The organism is Acidovorax sp. KPB24-03, assembly GCF_057546605.1.
Genome location: NZ_BAAJYR010000945.1, coordinates 1 through 568 on the forward strand (window position 1 = coordinate 1; position 568 = coordinate 568).

1 protein-coding gene is annotated in these 568 nt (G+C 69.9%); it reads left to right on the forward strand.

Annotation, left to right across the window (positions count from 1 at the left end):
* The coding region (locus AC27KI_RS26940) for a Bug family tripartite tricarboxylate transporter substrate binding protein (RefSeq protein ID WP_487116972.1) at nucleotides 1–568 on the forward strand (568 nt) is incomplete at both ends.

Sequence of the window (568 nt, forward strand, 5' to 3'; positions counted from 1 at the left end):
GCCGTTCCCGCCCGGCGGCGCCACCGACATCGCCGGCCGCGCCCTGCAGGAGCCGCTGCAGCGCCTGCTGGGCCAGCCCGTGGTGATCGAGAACCGCGCCGGCGCCGGCGGCTCCATCGGCATGGCCGAGGTGGGGCGCGCCGCGGGCGACGGCCTCACGCTGGGCGTGGCCACGCTGTCCACCCACGGCGTGAACCCGGCCGTGTTCTCCAAGCTGCCCTACGACCCTTTCAAGGACTTCGCCGGCGTGACCGAGATCGTCAAGGCCCCCGGGGTGATCGTGGTCAACCCCAAGGTCCTGCCGGTCAAGGATTTCGCCGAGCTGGTGAAGTACCTCAAGGCCAACCCCGGCAAGGTGTCCTACGCCACGCCGGGCAACGGCACCATCGGCCACATGTGGGGCGAGCTGTTCAAGAGCAGCACGGGCACTTCCATGGTGCACATTCCCTACCGCGGTGCCGGTCCGGCGATCAACGACGTGGTGGGCGGGCAGGTGCCGGTGTATTTCGACCAAGTGGCCTCGTCGCTGCCGCACGTCAAATCCGGCAAGCTCAAGGCCCTGGCCGTG